Annotated in this window: 15 protein-coding genes and 2 tRNA genes; 9 read left to right on the top strand and 8 right to left on the bottom strand. The window is 72.0% G+C overall.

Annotation, left to right across the window (positions count from 1 at the left end; genetic code table 11):
* Positions 1-16 precede the first annotated feature (16 nt).
* From OG624_RS20790 to OG624_RS20780, 3 genes are read left to right on the top strand one after another with little or no spacing between them, the layout of a single operon-like run.
* Positions 17-976, top strand: coding sequence for an alpha/beta hydrolase (locus tag OG624_RS20790; RefSeq protein ID WP_033214917.1), 960 nt, complete (start codon positions 17-19; stop codon positions 974-976).
* Positions 963-2258 carry an ATP-grasp domain-containing protein gene (locus tag OG624_RS20785; protein WP_051762428.1) on the top strand — a complete coding sequence of 432 codons (1296 nt, stop codon included), beginning with the start codon at positions 963-965 and terminating at the stop codon, positions 2256-2258. The genes OG624_RS20790 and OG624_RS20785 overlap by 14 nt, the downstream gene beginning before the upstream one ends.
* A gap of 20 nt (positions 2259-2278) precedes the next feature.
* Positions 2279-2884 carry a LysE family translocator gene (locus tag OG624_RS20780; RefSeq protein WP_158711720.1) on the top strand — a complete coding sequence of 202 codons (606 nt, stop codon included), beginning with the start codon at positions 2279-2281 and terminating at the stop codon, positions 2882-2884.
* A 30-nt stretch (positions 2885-2914) separates the two neighbouring features.
* On the opposite strand, the gene OG624_RS20775 is transcribed toward OG624_RS20780, so the two are convergent.
* Positions 2915-5095: a BTAD domain-containing putative transcriptional regulator gene (locus tag OG624_RS20775; protein ID WP_158711721.1), complete on the bottom strand. Its 2181-nt coding sequence runs from the start codon at positions 5093-5095 to the stop codon at positions 2915-2917.
* 484 nt (positions 5096-5579) lie between these two features.
* Between OG624_RS20775 and OG624_RS20770 the strand changes: the two genes are divergently transcribed.
* Both OG624_RS20770 and OG624_RS20765 read left to right on the top strand, forming a co-directional pair.
* Positions 5580-6230, top strand: a complete 651-nt coding sequence (locus tag OG624_RS20770; protein WP_063733899.1) for an RNA polymerase sigma factor — start codon at positions 5580-5582, stop codon at positions 6228-6230.
* The gene (locus OG624_RS20765; RefSeq protein WP_078908962.1) at positions 6227-7003 is read left to right on the top strand and encodes an MGMT family protein; all 777 of its coding nucleotides are present in this window, start codon (positions 6227-6229) and stop codon (positions 7001-7003) included. The genes OG624_RS20770 and OG624_RS20765 overlap by 4 nt, the downstream gene beginning before the upstream one ends.
* Here the strand turns inward: OG624_RS20765 and OG624_RS20760 are convergent.
* Positions 6978-7322, bottom strand: coding sequence for an ArsR/SmtB family transcription factor (locus OG624_RS20760; protein WP_051762435.1), 345 nt, complete (start codon positions 7320-7322; stop codon positions 6978-6980). The two genes, OG624_RS20765 and OG624_RS20760, sit on opposite strands and share 26 nt — an antisense overlap.
* A gap of 115 nt (positions 7323-7437) precedes the next feature.
* On the opposite strand from OG624_RS20760, the gene OG624_RS20755 reads away from it, so the two are divergent.
* Positions 7438-7617: a hypothetical protein gene (locus OG624_RS20755; RefSeq protein WP_158711722.1), complete on the top strand. Its 180-nt coding sequence runs from the start codon at positions 7438-7440 to the stop codon at positions 7615-7617.
* The gene (locus OG624_RS20750) at positions 7614-9101 is read left to right on the top strand and encodes an FAD-dependent monooxygenase (RefSeq protein ID WP_033214919.1); all 1488 of its coding nucleotides are present in this window, start codon (positions 7614-7616) and stop codon (positions 9099-9101) included. The genes OG624_RS20755 and OG624_RS20750 overlap by 4 nt, the downstream gene beginning before the upstream one ends.
* A gap of 49 nt (positions 9102-9150) precedes the next feature.
* Here the strand turns inward: OG624_RS20750 and OG624_RS20745 are convergent.
* Positions 9151-9223 (bottom strand) — tRNA-Ala (locus OG624_RS20745).
* A gap of 162 nt (positions 9224-9385) precedes the next feature.
* On the opposite strand from OG624_RS20745, the gene OG624_RS20740 reads away from it, so the two are divergent.
* Positions 9386-9934 (top strand): helix-turn-helix domain-containing protein, encoded by a 549-nt coding sequence (locus tag OG624_RS20740; RefSeq protein WP_030012999.1) that lies wholly within the window; start codon positions 9386-9388, stop codon positions 9932-9934.
* A gap of 44 nt (positions 9935-9978) precedes the next feature.
* A complete protein-coding gene (locus OG624_RS20735; protein ID WP_033214920.1) occupies positions 9979-11301 on the top strand; it encodes a serine/threonine-protein kinase in 1323 nt (440 codons plus the stop codon).
* Here the strand turns inward: OG624_RS20735 and OG624_RS20730 are convergent.
* From OG624_RS20730 to gyrA, 5 genes are all read right to left on the bottom strand, one after another.
* The gene (locus tag OG624_RS20730; protein ID WP_033214921.1) at positions 11288-12595 is read right to left on the bottom strand and encodes a hypothetical protein; all 1308 of its coding nucleotides are present in this window, start codon (positions 12593-12595) and stop codon (positions 11288-11290) included. The genes OG624_RS20735 and OG624_RS20730 overlap by 14 nt on opposite strands.
* Positions 12596-12717: 122 nt before the next feature.
* Positions 12718-12852 carry a DLW-39 family protein gene (locus tag OG624_RS20725; protein ID WP_208809277.1) on the bottom strand — a complete coding sequence of 45 codons (135 nt, stop codon included), beginning with the start codon at positions 12850-12852 and terminating at the stop codon, positions 12718-12720.
* Between the two features lie 144 nt (positions 12853-12996).
* Positions 12997-13070: transfer RNA gene (locus OG624_RS20720), tRNA-Ile, on the bottom strand.
* A 118-nt stretch (positions 13071-13188) separates the two neighbouring features.
* The gene (locus OG624_RS20715) at positions 13189-13821 is read right to left on the bottom strand and encodes a DUF3566 domain-containing protein (protein WP_078908963.1); all 633 of its coding nucleotides are present in this window, start codon (positions 13819-13821) and stop codon (positions 13189-13191) included.
* Between the two features lie 3 nt (positions 13822-13824).
* Positions 13825-16431, bottom strand: a complete 2607-nt coding sequence (gyrA, locus tag OG624_RS20710; RefSeq protein ID WP_033214924.1) for a DNA gyrase subunit A — start codon at positions 16429-16431, stop codon at positions 13825-13827.
* Positions 16432-16472 lie beyond the last annotated feature (41 nt).

Genomic DNA, 16472 nt, shown 5'->3' with positions numbered 1-16472 from the left:
GTGAGCGAAGCTGCCCATGGCCTACGCAGACGGCATCGAGAATTTCGTGAAGACCGTCGACGGCGCCCTGCCGCCCGACTTCTACACCTACCCCGTCGAACGACAGCGCGCCCTGTACGACGGGCTGACCGAGGTCCTCCCGATCCCCGTGCCCGAGGGCGTGACCCACCGGGACGCGAGCGTCACCCACGGCGGACGCACCGCCCGGATCCGCATCTACGAGCCGGCCCGGCGTACGGGCGACGCCGTGCTGTTCTACATACGCGGGGGCGGCTTCGTCATCGGCTCCCTCCACAGCCACCACAGCCTGGTCGCCGAACTCGCCGACCGCACCGGCCTGGTGGCGATCGCCCTCGACTTCGGCATGGCCCCGGAGAACCCGCATCCCGGCCCGCTGGAGGACTGTTACGCCGGACTGTGCGGCACCCTGGCCGACCTGCCCGGACTCGGCCTCGACTTCATCGACCCCGAGGGCGCGGTGCTCTGCGGCGAGAGCTCCGGGGCCAACATGGCCGTCGTCCTCTCGATGATCGCCCGCGACCGGGGCGGCCCCCGGCTGCGCGGACAGGCGGTCATCAGTCCGGTGCTCGACTTCACCCGGTGGCGGCACGGCGGCGAGGACGCGCCCCTGCTCTCCGGCGGGGAGATGGAGTTCTACACCGCCTGCTACTGCCCCGAGCCCGGACAGGCCGAGCTCCCGTACGTCTCGCCGCTGCTCACCGGCACCTTCCACGACCTGCCGCCGGCGTACGTGGTGGGCTGCGAGATGGACTCGCTGCGCGTGGACGCCGAGAAGTACACGGCCCGTCTGCGGCAGAACGGCACGCCGGTGACGTACGTGATGGAGGAGGGGATGGTCCACGCCCCGGTGCGGGCCCGCCGGATCAGCGAGCCGGCCGGGGCGTTCTTCGCCCGCTACTGCGACGCCGTGGCCGCCCTGGCGGCCGGAGAGGCGGTCGACCGTGACGAGCGCTGACCGGATCCCGGACGCACCGCAGGGCCCCTGTGTGATCGTCGACCCGTACTCCTCGGGGGCCCTGTTCGCCCAGACGCTGGCCGACCACGGCGTCCCGGCGGTGGCGGTGGTCACCGGCCCCCGCCCCCCGGAGGCCTACGCCGGCTCCTACCGGCCGCAGGACTTCCCCGAGATCATCGTCCACGAGGGCGATCTGGAAGCCGTCGTCGCGCGGCTGCGGGCACTGGACCCGCGCTGCGTCGTGGCGGGCTGCGAGTCCGGGGTGGAACTGGCCGAACGGCTCGCCCCGCTCGTGACACCCGAGCGGTGCAACGTACCCGAACTCGCCGATGCCCGCAGGGACAAGAGCGCCATGGCGGCCGCCGTCGCCGCGGCCGGTCTGCCGATCATCCCGCAGCTGTGCACCGATGACGCCGACGAGGTGGCGGCCTGGCTGGAGCGCGAGGGCCTGGCCGGGGCCGACCTGGTCGTCAAGCCGCCCAAGAGCGCCAGCACCGACGGTGTGATCAAACTGGTCGGCGGCACGGACTGGCGGGCGGTGTTCGCGCGCCAGCTCGGCCGGGTCAACCAGTTCGGCGAGGTCGACGACCGGCTCCTGGTCCAGAAGTTCGTCACCGGCACCGAGTACGTGATCGACACCTTCAGCCACGACGGCAAGCACGCCGTGGTCGACGTGTGCGCCTACCGCAAGGTCGACAACGGTCCGCACATGGCCGTCTACGACACCATGCGCTGGCTCCCCCCGGACGACCCGGCCCTGCCCGGGCTCACGGAGTACGTGTTCGGCGTCCTGGACGCGGTGGGTGTGCGCTTCGGCTCCGCCCATGTCGAGGTGATGGGGACGGCGGACGGACCGCTGCTCATCGAGCTCGGGGCCCGGCCGCACGGAGGGGGCCAGCCGCGCTTCAACCGCCACGCCACCGGCGACAGCCAGATCGACCGGACCGTGCGCTGGCTGACCGGGGGCGAACTCCCGCAGGGCTACGAACTGCTCGTCCACCAGATGTGCGTCTTCCACATCGCGCCGCGCTCCGGAACCGTCAGCGGCACGGCCGCCCTGGACGGGCTCCGCGACCTCCCCAGCCACCACTTCTCGATCCAGAACCTGTCCGACGGCGACCACGTCCCCGCCACCAAGGACCTGGTCGACAGCCTCAATTTCGGGTTCGTGATCCTCGCCCACCCCGACGCCGAACAGATCCAGCGGGACTACGAGGCCGTCCGGGCCGCGGAGCGCCTGCTTTCCATCGAGGAGCAGCGATCAACACCGCCGCTTTCCTGATCAGTTCCCTGGTGGTGATCATGACGCCCGGACCCGACCTCGTCATGATCACCAACCTGGTCCTGAACGGCTCCCTCCGCGTGGCCACCGCCGCCGCACTCGGCATGATCACCGCGGGGGCCGTCCAGGCCGCGCTCGGCGCGGCCGGGCTGGCCGCCCTCCTCGCGGCGAGCCCGGGGCTGTTCGCCGCCTTCCGCTGGGCCGGCGCGGTCGTGCTGCTCGGCTGGGCCGTGCTCGCCGTGCGGCGGGCCACCGCCCGGGTCGGCGCCGTGGCCCCGGCGCCGACCCCCGAGGCCACGGCCGTCCCCGCGCCCGCGACGGGTGAACCCTCGGTACGTCAGGCCTTCGGGCAGGGCCTGCTGTGCACCGGGTCCAACCCCAAGGTGGGCATCTTCCTGATGGCCTTCCTGCCCCAGTTCGTGCCCGTGGGCATGGCCCCCGAGATCGGGGTCCCATTGCTGGCCGCCTGCTATCTGGCCCTGGGCCTGATCTGGCTCCTCACCTGGATGCGGCTGGTCCACCGGCTCGCCCCGCACCTGCGCTCCCCGCGGGTCCTGCGGATCACCGACAGCCTCACCGCCGTCGTGTTCGGGCTCTTCGCGGTCCGGCTGGCACTGGGCGGGTGAGGCGGCCTCCCACCTGCGCCCCCGCTGCGGTCACACCGACCTCAGCGGGCACTGCGCGTCCTCCCGCAGCGCCAGTCTGCGCGCATAGCGCAGCAGCGGAGCGGGGAGGGAGAACCGGTTGGGCGCGCACTCCCGCAGCAGGCTCACGCCGACCAGGCGGCGCAGCGCGCGGGTCGCCTCCAGCGGGGTGGTCCCCGCCAGGTCCGCCATGGCGTAGCCGCTGACGAGCCGTCCCTCGGTCCGCGCGAACAGCCGGAACCAGCGGCGCAGGGGCTCCGGCAGGGACACGTAGGAGAGTTCGAACGCCGCGTGAACCGCGGTGAACAGGTCGTCGTTCTCGACCGGCAGCTCCCGGAACGCCCCGGCCTCCTGCAACTCCACGCAGAGCTGGGCGATACCGACCCGGGGGTGCTCCTCCAGCCGGGCCGCGAGCAGCCGGATCGCCAGCGGCAGACCTCCGCACTGCCGGTTCAGCGCCCGCGCGGCCAGCGGCTCGGCGTCCACCCGCCCGCTGCGCAGCAGCCGGGCCAGGAGCGTGATCGCCTCGTCCTCACCGAGCACGTCGAGGTCGAGGCGCGGCACGCCGTCCCGGGCCACCAGTCCCGGCAGGGTGTCGCGGCCGGTGACGAGCACCGCGCAGCCGGCCGCGCCCGGAACGAGCGGACGGATCTGGCTCTCCTCGCGGGCGTTGTCCAGCACGATCAGCATCCGCCGGTCCGACAGCAGGGTGCGGTACAGGTTCGCGGCCTCGTCGAGGGACCGGGGGAGCTCCCCGTCGGGGACGCCCAGGGCGCGCAGGAACGAGGCGAGCGCCTCCTGCGGGTGCAGCGGCCGCCGGTCGGCGTACCCGTGCAGGTCGACGTACAACTGCCCGTCGGGGAACCGGTCGCGCACCCGGTGCGCCCAGCGCACGGCCAGCGCCGTCTTGCCCACGCCGGGAAAGCCCGTGACCAGCACGGCCGGTACCTGCCCGACCTGCTCGCCGGTGGGCAGGAGCAGCCGGTCCAGCCGCTTCAGTTCGGCGGTGCGGCCGACGAAGCCCGTGCTCGCCGCCGGGGTCTGGGACGGCCGGGGCCTCGGCGGGGGCGCGGCCGGCCGGGGCGCGGGCGGCGCGTCGAACGCGGCCCACGCGGCCGCCGGTCCCGTCCGCGGCCAGGGCAGCTCCTGGTGCAGGATCCGCAGGTGGGCGCGGCGCAGTTCGTCGCCCGGTTGGACACCCAGCTCACGGTCGAGTCGGCGGGCCACCTCGGAGTAGATCCGCAGGGCCTCCCGCTGCTCCCCGCAGCTCGCCAGCACCAGCATCAGCCGTGCCTGGAGGCCCTCGTGCAGCGGTTCCTCCTCCGTGGCGCCGCGCAGGGCTCCCAGGACCCGCTCGGGCCGCCGCACCTGCAAGGAGAGGTCGGTGTACAGCAGCAGGCTCTCCACCCGCTGCCGGGCGGCCGCCATGGCCGCGGGATGGTGCGGCAGCAGCGGTTCGCCGGCCAGGAGCGGGCCGCGCCAGCAGCCGTAGGCGCGTTCGGCCAGTTCGTGGGCCGCCTCCGCGTCACCGGCCCCGTGCGCCTGCCGGGCCCGGGCCCACAGGTCCTGGAACTGGGTCAGGTCGACCTGGTCGCGCTCCAGTTCCAGCACGTAGCCCGTGTGGGTGCGGGCCAGGAACGAGGGGGCCGGTGCCTGCGCCTCGTCACCGGGGAGCAGCAGCACCCGGCGTGCCTGGCTGACGTAGGTGTGCACCAGGTTCTGGTACGAGCGCGGCGGGTCCTTCGGCCACAGCGCGTGGGTGATCTCCCCCAGGCCGGCCGCTTCGGGGTACCGCACGGCGAGCAGGGCGAGCAGACGTCGCACCTTGGCCGCGTGGACGTGGGTCTCGACGCCGCGGTACCGGACGGACAGCGGACCGAGGATGCCGATGTGGAGCCGCTCGTTCCCCGGTCGTACGGCCTCACGCGCGGGCGGCGCCAGCTGCCGTGCGGTGTCCGCGTCGAGGCCCAGCACCCGGGCCAGGAGCCGTACGGTCCGCGTCTGGGGCCGGTGGACCCGGCCGTGCTCGATGTCCCGCAGGACCCGCACGCTCACCCCGGCGCGTTCCGCCAGCTCGCGCTGCGTCAGTCCTTCGCGTCCCCGGAACGAGAGGAGCCGTTCACCGAAGGACCAACTGCCGCCGCCTAAGTCTTCGTCCGCGGGCGCCGTGCCGCGGACGCGGTTCCCCATCATGCCGGGAATGCGGGTACGGACGAAAGCGAGGCGGGAAGGCAACGTCTGGTGAATCGTTTTTCCATTGCTGTGCGCAGAACGGTCGCCACCACGCCTCCCCCGAGACCTCACCGGATCTTGAGCAACCCGGACCGTGAGCGACCCGGCTGTGCGCCCACAACTCGTTCGCAACTCTAGCTTCGCGGTGCGACCCCTGGTCAAGGGGCTCGCCCCCTTTTGTTCCGAACCGGTCACATCGCACCCCTTGTACCTCCGACTTCGGGATTCCCGCGAATATCGGCCAGGTGGCGAGAAATAGGCAGTACTCCATGATCTCGCTCGGACAAGATCTCCGGCACGCCCGGGAAGATCGCAGCCGAGCCCGCCCGATATCCGGATGACATAAAGGGAACGGGATATCACAGCGAATGCGAATGACAGGCAAAGCAAAAGAATTTCGGCGCCGACTGCAACGTTCGCGGGCGGCCCGGTGTTCACAAGGAGGATGGACGAGACGACTCTCCCGCTGACGGAACTGCTCGCGACCGACCTGGACGACGGGTTCACCGAACTCGTACGTACCCAGGCCGGCACCGTGCGCGCTGTCCTGCTGCGTCTCTCCGGCTCCGCGCGGGACGCCGACGACCTGGGTCAGGAAACGTTCCTGCGCGCCTACTCCGCGTTGCGCGGGTACCCGCCCGAGCGCCGCGGGCAGCTCCAGCCGCGCGCCTGGCTGCTGACCATCGCGGCGAACGTATGGCGCAACCACGTCCGCACCCTGAGCCGCCGGCCCGGCGTCGCCGACGGTATCGAGGTGACGACCATCGAGATCCCGGACGGTTGCCCCGGGCCGGAACAGCTCGCGCTCGACGGCGCGCGCCGGGCCCGACTGGTGGCCGCGCTGTCCCGGCTGCCGGACCACCACCGGCTGCCCGTGGTGCTGCGGCACATCGGCGAGCTGAGCTACCAGGAGGTGGCCGGGATCCTGGACTGCCCGGTCGGCACGGTGAAGGCCCAGGTGTCGCGGGGGCTCGCCGCCCTGCGCGCGGAGCCCGGCCTGGCCCCCGACCGCGGCGCGTACGGAGCCGCCGAGGCGAAGACGGCGAAAACGGCACACGAACCGGCCCGGACGGAAAGGAAGGAGGCGACGGGATGAGACTGCCGGACGAGTTGGACACGTTGCGCGAGGCGGCACCGGCGGGGTTCGCGGCCCGCGTGCTGGACCGCGTCGGCGTTCCGGCACATCGCTACGACTGCTACGTGCGGGCCGAGTCCCCGGTCGGCACCCTCTACGTCGCCCACGGGCGGGGCGCGGTGACCGGCGCGGCCGCCACGGACTGGTACGCCGACGACCGGGCGTTCGAGGACGCCTACCGGGCCCGGACCCACCGGTCCGCGCTCTCCGGGGTCAAGCCCCCGCCGGGGCTGGCGCGGGCCCTGCGCGGCCGGGACCGGACCCTGCGCTACGAGTTCGGGCCGCTCCCCGAAGAACAGCGCGCCGTCCTGCGGGCCACCCGCGCCGTCCCGTTCGGGCAGCTCCGTCCGGCGGCCTGGCTGGCCCGTGAGGCGGGGATGCCGGATCTGGCGCCCGAGGCGGTGGTGGCGGCGGTCCGGGCCAACCCGGTCCCCGTGCTCGTACCGGCGCACCGGCTGTGCACGGACGACGGGCTCCCGGCGGACTGCGGGCTGCCGGCCGCCTTCGAACGGCGGCTGCGGGACTGGGAGGGCGTGGACGCCGAGCGCGTGGAACGGTTCGTCCGCGCGGGCGCCCGGTTCCTGGGCAGCGGCACCACGCGGATCTTCTGCTACCCGACCTGCGCGCACGCGCGCCGCATCACCGCCCGCCACGAGGTGCCCTTCACCTCGGCCGACGAAGCCTCCGCCGCCGGTTTCCGGGGCTGCCTCAGCTGCCGGCCGGCCGTCGTCTGACCTGCGTTAAGCCGTCGGCGGCGATCAGGTCGAGCAGGCCGGGGAAGCGCAGGTCCAGGTCCGCGCGGCGCAGCGTGGCCGCCCGGCTGTTGCCGCGGTCCACCTGCCGCACCAGACCCGCCTCGCGCAGGATCCGGAAGTGGTGGGTGGTCGTCGACTTCGAGACCGGCAGGTCGAAGGAGGCGCAGGTGCGCTCCGTGCCCACCGGTTCCCCCAGCAACTCGCGCACGACGGCGTAACGCAGGGGATCGGAGAGCGCGTTCAGCACGGCCGGCAGGCTCATCTCCTCCGGCGAGGGGTGGCCGTCCTCGTCGGGCATCGCGCCCTCCTCCCATAGGTACGGCTTGCACCATACCTCGCCCCTGTGTCAGCTTAAGGTTCGATCAAAACCGAACCTGGCCGTCAGCGGGCCGGGCCGAGCCGGGAGTTGTGCCATGAGTACGCAGACCACACCGTCGGCCGCGCCACCCTTACGACCGCAAGAGCCACCGGGGCGGCCGGGCCGGTCGGGGCGCACCGCGACCCTGGCCGCCGCGCTCCTCACGGTCCCCGCCGGGCTGTGCGCCGTGACCACCGCCCTGCTGCGCGGCGGCTCCCCCAGGAGGACCGCGTGAAGCACACCCAGGTCCTGGTCGTCGGGGGCGGGCCCGTCGGGATGCTCGTCGCCGCCGAGCTCGGGCACCACGGCGTCCGCACCGTCGTACTCGAAGCCGAACCGCGGACCGTCGACCGGCCCAAGGCCGGCACCCTGCACGCCCGCACCGCGCAGGGTCTGGCCCGGCGCGGTCATCTGCCCGTGCCCGTCGCGACCGAGGACCTGCTGGGGCGCGGCCGTGCCGAAGGGTTCCACTTCGCGGGTGCCCCGGGACTCGTCATCACCGCCCCCGCCACCGAACCCCGCCCCGTGCTCGGCCGCTCCCAGGCCGAACTGGAACGGTACTTCGAGCTCCGGGCCCGCGAACGGGGCGTCGAGGTGCTGCGCGGACACCGGGTGACCGACATCGTCCAGGGGCCCGACGCCGTCCACGTCAGTGCCCAGGGGCCGGACGGCGAAAGGCGGTTCACCGCCGAGTACGTCGTCGGCGCCGACGGCGCCCGCAGCACGGTGCGCGAGCGGCTCGGCTTCGCCGCGGACACCCACCCGGCCACCGTGTCCGCCGGGCTCGGCCTGGTGCGGCTGACCGACCCGGACAGCGTGCCCTACGGCTGGCACCGCACCCCGCGCGGCTGGACCATCGCGGGCGTCGACCCGTACGGACACAGCCGGTTCATCACGATCGACTTCCGGGGCCCCCACCCCGACCGGCACTCCCCGCTCACCCTCGACGAACTGCGCCAAGAGGCCGAACGCGTCATCGGCCACCCCGTACCCATGGCCGACCCTCGCCACCTTTCCCGCTTCAGCGACTTCGCCCGCCTGGTGCGCACCTACCGACAGGGCCGGGTGTTCCTCGCCGGCGACGCCGCCCACATCCACTTCGCCGTGGGCGGGCAGGGCCTCAATCTGGGGCTGCAGGACGCCCTCAACCTGTCCTGGAAACTCGCGCACACCCTCGCGGGCACCGCGGGCAAGGACCTGCTCGACACCTACGACGCCGAACGCCGGCCCGCCGGCCGGCGCGTCATCGACAACACCCGGGCCCAGCTCGCCCTGATGCGGCCGGACCCCGCGCTCGACCCCCTGCGCGACCTCGTCGCCGATCTCCTGGAGATCGACGAGGTGAACACCCGCCTGGGCCACATGATCAGCGCCCAGGAGACCGTGTACCCCGCGCGCACCGGGCGCGGCTCCCGCTGGGAGGGCCGCTTCCTGCCCAACCTGCCGCTCACCACCGCCGCCGGCCCGACCGACCTGACCCGGCTGCTGCTGCCCGGCCGTCCCGTCCTGCTCCTGCTCGGGGAGACCGGCCGGGCCCACGGCGAGCAGGCCGCGGCCTGGGCCCACGCGGTGCGCACGGTGTCCGCGACGCCGGCCCGGCCGCTTCCCTGGGACGCCGTCCTCGTCCGGCCCGACGGGTACATCGCCTGGGCCTCGGACGGCGGCTCCCTGACCGGCGCCCTGGGCGACTGGTTCGGCGAGCCCCGCCGACGGACATGAAAAATGCCCTCCGGTCCTGCGTTTCCGCAGGTCGGAGGGCATTTGAGTGTGGAGCCTAGGAGATTCGAACTCCTGACATCTGCCTTGCAAAGGCAGCGCTCTACCAACTGAGCTAAGGCCCCGTGGAAGTGGACGCACCCGTCCCGTGCGGGAGGTGTGGTCGTTCCGCAGAACAGAGTACCGGGTGTACCCCCTCATCTCGCAAAATGATAGGGACTCCCGCCGTGCGACCACTCTCCGTAAGATGCTCGCGAGGTTCGCACCAGCGAAGGGGAGTAGTCAGAGTGGACGCAGTACAACAAGAGGCCACGGCCAGAGCCAGAGAGCTTCAGCGCAGTTGGTACGGGGAGCCGCTGGGAGCGCTCTTCCGCCGGCTCATAGATGACCTCGGCTTGAACCAGGCCCGCCTCGCTGCCGTCCTCGGACTGTCGGCGCCCATGCTGTCCCAGCTGATGAGCGGCCAGCGAGCCAAGATCGGGAATCCGGCCGTGGTCCAGCGCGTCCAGGCCCTCCAGGATCTCGCCGGCCAGGTGGCCGACGGAAGTGTCAGCGCGGGGGAGGCCACCGACCGGATGGACGAGATCAAGAAGACCCAGGGGGGTTCCGTCCTCAGCAACAGCGGCCAGACCACCACCAGCTCCGGCGCGCCCACGGTCAAGCGGGTCGTCCGCGAGATCCAGTCGCTGCTGCGCTCGGTCTCCGCGGCCGGCGACATCATCGACGCGGCGAACACCCTCGCACCCAGCCACCCGGAACTGGCAGAGTTCCTCCGGGTGTACGGCGCGGGCCGCACCGCCGACGCGGTCGCCCACTACGAGGCCCACCAGAACTGACACGCACGAGGGCGGACGACGGGTGACGGGGGACGGGCGCAGCGATGGGTGAGGTGTTCGCCGGTCGGTACGAGCTGATCGATCCGATCGGGCGCGGTGGCGCCGGTGCCGTGTGGCGGGCCTGGGACCACCGCCGTCGCCGCTACGTCGCCGCGAAGGTCCTCCTGCAGAGCGACGCCCACACGCTCCTGCGGTTCGTACGGGAGCAGGCGCTGCGGATCGACCATCCGCACGTACTGGCTCCGGCCAGCTGGGCGGCCGACGACGACAAGGTCCTGTTCACCATGGACCTGATCGGCGGCGGCTCGCTCGGCCATGTGATCGGGGACTACGGTCCCCTGCCGCCCCGTTTCGTGTGCGCCCTGCTCGACCAGCTCCTGTCGGGGCTCGCGGCGGTGCACGCGGAGGGCGTGGTGCACCGCGACATCAAACCGGCCAACATCCTGATGGAGGCCACCGGAACCGGGCGGCCGCACCTGCGGCTGTCCGACTTCGGCATCTCCATGCGCAAGGGCGAGCCGCGGCTGACCGAGACCGACCTCGTGGTCGGGACGCCGGGCTATTTCGCCCCCGAGCAACTCCTGGGCGCCGAGCCCGACTTCCCCGCCGACCTCTTCGCCGTGGGGCTGGTCGCCCTGTACCTCCTCCAGGGCCGCAAGCCCGATTCCCAGGCGTTGGTGGAGCACTTCTTCGCGCAGGGCACCCCGGGCGCCCCCGAAGGCGTTCCCGCCCCGCTCTGGGACGTCATCGCCGGTCTCCTGCAGCCGGACCCCCAGAGCCGTTTCCGGACGGCCACAGGGGCGCGCAAGGCCCTTGCCGAGGCCGTGGAGCTGCTGCCGCCGCCCGCCCCGGACGAGGAACCGGTGGAGGTGTTCGACCAACTGGGCCCGCTGCCGCCCGGATTCGGCCCGCAGGGTCCGCAGAGCACGGTGGCCGCGACCCCGCGCGAGCCCGCCGCCGAGACCGTGGCCCCGGGGACCTCCGCCTCCGTCACGGTGCCCGCGGAGCCCGTCCGGCCGGACCCGCGTACCGCGGCGCGCACCGCTCCCACGGCCCGGTCCGCGCCGACGACCCCGTATCCGGCCGCCCCGGCCGGCCCGGTCCCCGACGCCCCCGCGGCCCCCGCCGTCCCGGCTCAGGCGCCGGGGTACGGGCCCTCGGAGACGGGCAGCTTCCACCTCCCGCCGCCGACGACGACACCGACCGCTGCGACGGCGCCGGCCGTGCCCGTCCCCTCGGCCCTCGCCGCGCCGCCGGTCCGGCCGGGCCGCGGGATCGCCCCGCCCTCGGCGAAGGCGGTGGCCTCGCTGCTCGCCGCGGCGCTGCTCTGCTTCGCGGTGGGCGTCTGGGCCCTCACGCAGCTGTAGGACCGCGCCCCCGCCGCCCGAGCAGCGTCCAACCGCCCAGCACCAGCAGCAGGACCGTCCCGGTGCCGAAGCCTGCGCCCGCCACGATCCGCAGGGTGGAGTGCCGCTCGGCGGCCTCGGCCGCCTCCGGGGCGGTGAGCCCCTCCTCGGCCGCGGCCCGGTCCTCGTCGCCCACCCCGAAGCCGCCCGCAGCCGGACTGCCCTGGTACGCGGGCCCCTTGACCGGGGTACCGGCGACGTCCAGGCGCAGGGTCAGCGGTACGGGCACCGCGTCCTCGGTGAAGTCGGCGACCTTCGCGCCCATGGTCACCGCGAGGTAGTACCAGCCCGCGACGGAGACGGGCTGCACGGCCCGGTCGTTCGCGAAGCGGTTCTCGTACGTGACGGGCGGGGTCTTCTCCAGGGTGATCCCGGCCTGCTTGCCGTCGTACGAGACGTCCTTGTCGGAGATCAGGCCCCGGTACGGGCTGTACAGGGAGACGGTGAGGCCGCCCGAGGCCGAGCCGTAGGTCTTGGTCATCTTCGCGGCGGCCAGTTCGGCGCCGAGGCCCAGCTGCTGTCCCCAGTCCAGCGGGACCCGGTAGAAGCGGGTCTGCCCGGGCCGCATCTCGTCGCGCCACACGCCGGCGCCCAGGGCGCGCGCGTCGTTGAAGCCGGTGCCGCCGTCGCGGGGCACCGCCTCGGTGCCGGGCAGCGCGGGGGCGCCCGAGGGCCAGGTGCCGGGCGCGGTGGTGGGGGCGCCCGGGCCGCGGCCGGGCTCCTTCTGGACCTTGATCTCCAGCGGCCAGGGGCTCTGGTCGTAGCCCTTGGCCGAGGTCCGGGTGACCTTGGCGTAGTACACGCCCGCGGGCGCGCAGTCCTCGTCCTCGGAGCCCCTACGGACGCCGGCGGCGGCGATCGGGTAGGCGTCGTAGCCGAAGTTCGCCCGGCCGCCGCTGTCGGGGCAGGAACGCCCGGCGGTGGTCATGATCTCCACCTCGATGCCGTCGCCGCCGGAGACCTTCGCGCCGGCCGCGGGGCGGACCACGGCGGAGACGTAGACGTCGGACCCGTCCTTGTCGAGGACTAGGCGGTACATGCGTTCGCCCGGTCCGAGCGTGTCCCGGTAGACGTTCCCGGCCTCGATCAGCGGGGCGTCCGCCGTGGAGGACCTGCCCTCGACGGCCTCGGCGCCGTCGGCGGCCCGGTAGGTCGGCAGGGGGCCGGGCGCGGCCCCGTCGGCGTACGCGACCCCCGGCGACCCCGCCACCAGGCCCAGGGCCGCCGCCCACACTGCCGTCCGTCCCCGAACCATCACGCCCACCCCGAGTTTGCCCGCGCAAGCCAAATATTTACATAACGGAATTTTTCGTCACAGAGCAGCACAAAGCCCCGGCCGCAGCGGCAGCCGGGGCTTCATGTGATCAGCCTTGGGTCTCACACACCGGAACCAGAGGGCACGGAGTCAGTTGCCTCCGTCCACAGGTCCTGCTCGGCGCGGTCCGCCTGGATCTGGCGGTACACGAGGAGCCCGCCGATGGCGGCCAGTGCGACCAGGAGCAGCTTCTTCACCGCGCGACCTCGTCTTTCGTTGACGTAGGGGACTTCTGGCGCCCAACAATACACACCGACCGATACCGATCGGTGACCTGCCGGCCCACCAACTGGCCCGACGACAAAGACCCCCAGGCCTTGGCCTGGGGGTCTTCGACACTGTGGGGCTAACAGGATTTGAACCTGTGGCCTCATCCTTATCAGGGATGCGCTCTAACCAACTGAGCTATAGCCCCATCCGCGCTGCGCGCTGACTCCTGAAGATTAGCGCACAGACCCGGTCAGGCCAAAATCCGTTGCCCGAGGGCGTCTGCGCAGGTCATCCGACCCGTCGCGGGCGCCCGAACAGAAGGCCTACTCGTCCTCGGCGAGGGTGAGCTCCACACCGCCGACGAAGCCCGCCGACAGGTTGTAGATGAACGCGCCCAGCGTCGCCAGTGCCGTCGCCAGCACCACGTCGATCACCGCGATGACCGACGTGAAGATCAGAACGCGCGGCAACGACAGGAACGACTGGAGGTCGAAGCCGTTGCCCTCGTTCGAACCGGTCGCCTCGCTGATCGTGCCGCCGACGGTCGAGAAGACGCCCATCGCGTCCATGACCATCCACAGCACGGCCGCCGCCACGATCGTGCAGATGCCGAGCGCGATCGACAGCAGGAAGCTGACCTTCATGACCGACCACGGGTCGGCCTTGGCCACCCGCAGTCGCGCCTTGCGCGTACGAGGAGCCGTACGGACCCCCGTACGCGACTTGCGCTGCGCAGCCGCTCCCTTGCCGCCCTGCGCCGTCGCCGGGCCCGAGGGCGCCGGGTAGGCCTGCGGCGGGTGGTACGGCTGTGCGGGCTTGTCCTGGCCGGCGTCCGCGCCGACCGAGGGCTTCGGTCCTCGGGTGTCCGTCACGGTTCCCCCCTGGGAGTCCGCGGCAGGGCCACGGGCACCGTTCGCTCCAGTCTTGGCCGGTCCGGCGCCCGTGGCTCCACTCACGACTTACTCCTCGTGCTCCCCGGCCGAGGGCTGCGTGCCCTCGGCGGCCTCGGCGGCCTGTCCGTCGGCCACCTCGGTGTCGTTCTCGTCGGCCTCGACCTCGTCAGCTTCCTGACCGGCCTCGGCGTTACGGGCGATGCCGACCACGGCATCACGCTTGCCCAGGTTGATCAGCTGGACGCCCATGGTGTCACGGCCGGTCTCCCTGACTTCGTTGACGCGCGTACGAATCACACCACCGCCGAGCGTGATGGCGAGAATCTCGTCGCTCTCGTCGACCACGAGCGCCCCGACGAGCGATCCGCGGTCCTCCACGATCTTGGCGGCCTTGATACCCAGACCGCCACGGCCCTGGACGCGGTACTCGTCGACCGGCGTCCGCTTGGCGTAGCCGCCGTCGGTCGCGGTGAAGACGAACGTACCCGGCCTGACAACGTTCATCGAGAGCAGTTCGTCACCTTCACGGAAACTCATGCCCTTCACACCCGAGGTGGCGCGGCCCATCGGGCGCAGCGCCTCGTCGGTCGCCGTGAAGCGGATCGACTGCGCCTTCTTGCTGATCAGCAGCAGGTCGTCCTCGGCGGACACCAGCTCGGCGCCGATCAGCTCGTCGTCGCCGCCGGCCTCCGTCTCCCGGAGGTTGATCGCGATGACGCCGCCCGAGCGGGGCGAGTCGTAGTCCTTGAGCGCCGTCTTCTTCACCAGGCCGCCCTTGGTGGCCAGGATCAGGTACGGCGCCGCCTCGTAGTCACGGATCGCGAGGATCTGGGCGATCTTCTCGTCCGGCTGGAAGGCCAGCAGGTTCGCCACGTGCTGCCCGCGGGCGTCGCGGCCGGCGTCCGGCAGCTCGTACGCCTTGGAGCGGTAGACCCGGCCCTTGTTCGTGAAGAACAGCAGCCAGTGGTGCGTGGTGGAGACGAAGAAGTGGTCGACCAGGTCGTCCTGCTTCAGCTTGGTGCCGCGCACGCCCTTGCCGCCGCGCTTCTGCGAGCGGTAGTCCTCGGTCTTGGTGCGCTTGACGTAACCGCCGTGCGTGATCGTGACGACGATGTCCTCTTCGGCGATCAGGTCCTCGATGGACATGTCACCGTCGAAGGGCACCAGCTTGGAACGCCGGTCGTCGCCGAACTTCTCGACGATCGCCGCCAGTTCCTCGCTGACGATGGAGCGCTGACGCTCCTCCGAGGCCAGGATGGCGTTGTACTCGTTGATCTTGGCCTGGAGCTCGTCGTGCTCGGCGACGATCTTCTGGCGCTCCAGGGCCGCGAGGCGGCGGAGCTGCATCTCCAGGATCGCGTTCGCCTGGATCTCGTCGATCTCCAGGAGGCCCATCAGGCCCTCGCGCGCGATCTCGACCGTGTTGCTGCGCCGGATCAGCGCGATGACCTCGTCGATCGCGTCCAGCGCCTTGAGCAGACCGCGCAGGATGTGCGCGCGCTCCTCCGCCTTGCGCAGGCGGAACTTCGTACGCCGGACGATGACCTCGATCTGGTGCGTCACCCAGTGGCGGATGAAGGCGTCGATCGACAGCGTGCGCGGCACACCGTCCACCAGCGCCAGCATGTTCGCGCCGAAGTTCGTCTGCAGCTCGGTGTGCTTGTAGAGGTTGTTCAGCACGACCTTGGCGACGGCGTCGCGCTTGAGCACGATCACCAGGCGCTGGCCGGTCCGCGACGAGGTCTCGTCACGGACGTCGGCGATGCCGCCGACCTTGCCGTCCTTCACCAGGTCCGCGATCTTCTGCGCGAGGTTGTCGGGGTTGGTCTGGTACGGAAGCTCCGTGACCACCAGGCACTGGCGGTTCTGGATCTCCTCGACCTCCACCACCGCGCGCATCGTGATGGAGCCGCGACCGGTCCGGTACGCCTCCTCGATGCCCTTGCGGCCCACGACCAGGGCGCCCGACGGGAAGTCAGGGCCCTTGATCCGCTCGATCAGCGCGTCCTGGAGCTCCTCGTGCGAGGCCTCCGGGTGCTCCAGCGCCCACTGCGCACCGGCCGCGACCTCGCGGAGGTTGTGCGGCGGGATGTTGGTCGCCATGCCGACCGCGATGCCGGCGCTGCCGTTGACCAGCAGGTTCGGGAAGCGCGCCGGGAGCACGGTGGGCTCCTGGTTGCGGCCGTCGTAGTTGTCCTGGAAGTCGACGGTCTCCTCGTCGATGTCCCGGAGCATCTCCATGGCCAGCGGCATGAGCTTGCACTCGGTGTAGCGCATCGCGGCCGCCGGGTCGTTGCCCGGGGAGCCGAAGTTGCCGTTGCTGTCGACCAGCGGCATGCGCATCGACCACGGCTGGGCCAGACGGACCAGGGCGTCGTAGATCGAGCTGTCACCGTGCGGGTGGTAGGTACCCATGACGTCGCCGACGACACGGGCGCACTTGTAGAAGCCCTTCTCGGGCCGGTAGCCGCCGTCGTACATCGCGTACAGCACGCGGCGGTGCACCGGCTTGAGGCCGTCGCGCACGTCCGGCAGGGCGCGCGAGACGATGACGGACATCGCGTAGTCGAGGTAGGAGCGCTGCATCTCCGTCTCGAGCCCGACGGGCTCGATGCGCAGCACGGGCTGCTCCTCCGCGGTGTTCTCTGCGGTGGGGGTGGTTTCGTCGGCCATTGCTGGTCAGAAATCCTTTCAGGCGGCGGTCAGCGGAGCCG

Origin of the sequence: Streptomyces virginiae (assembly GCF_041432505.1) — a bacterium.
Classification (GTDB): domain Bacteria; phylum Actinomycetota; class Actinomycetes; order Streptomycetales; family Streptomycetaceae; genus Streptomyces; species Streptomyces virginiae_A.
The sequence above is the reverse complement of the archived record's forward strand: the minus strand, read 5'-3'. Positions and strand labels throughout refer to the sequence as shown.